The organism is Paraburkholderia podalyriae, assembly GCF_014397785.1.
Classification (GTDB): Bacteria; Pseudomonadota; Gammaproteobacteria; order Burkholderiales; family Burkholderiaceae; genus Paraburkholderia; species Paraburkholderia podalyriae.
Genome location: NZ_VZQQ01000336.1, coordinates 1 through 257, shown reverse-complemented (window position 1 = coordinate 257; position 257 = coordinate 1). Strand labels below are relative to the sequence as shown.

The 257-nt window shown below is 65.8% G+C and carries 1 protein-coding gene; it reads left to right on the top strand.

Annotation, left to right across the window (positions count from 1 at the left end):
* Positions 1-40: 40 nt before the first annotated feature.
* Positions 41-257, top strand: a 217-nt coding sequence (locus tag F6X42_RS46710; protein WP_187639802.1) for a hypothetical protein, incomplete at its 3' end; no start/stop codon positions are given.

Here is a 257-nt window from a genome sequence, read left to right as displayed (position 1 = left end):
TGAAACGCCGCTGGACGAAGGCGGGCATGAGTTCACGCTGGTGGAACGCGATCCGGCGGGCAACGAAAGCAAGCCGTCGGACCCGTGGACCGTGATCGTGGACACGACCCCGCCGGACACGCCGTCGATTGGCGAAGTCATTGACCACGTGGGTCCGATCCAGGGTCCGGTGGGCAATGGGGAGAGCACGGACGACACGCAGCCGACGCTGGTGGGCAAGGGTGAGCCGGGCGACACGATCATCGTGATCGACAACG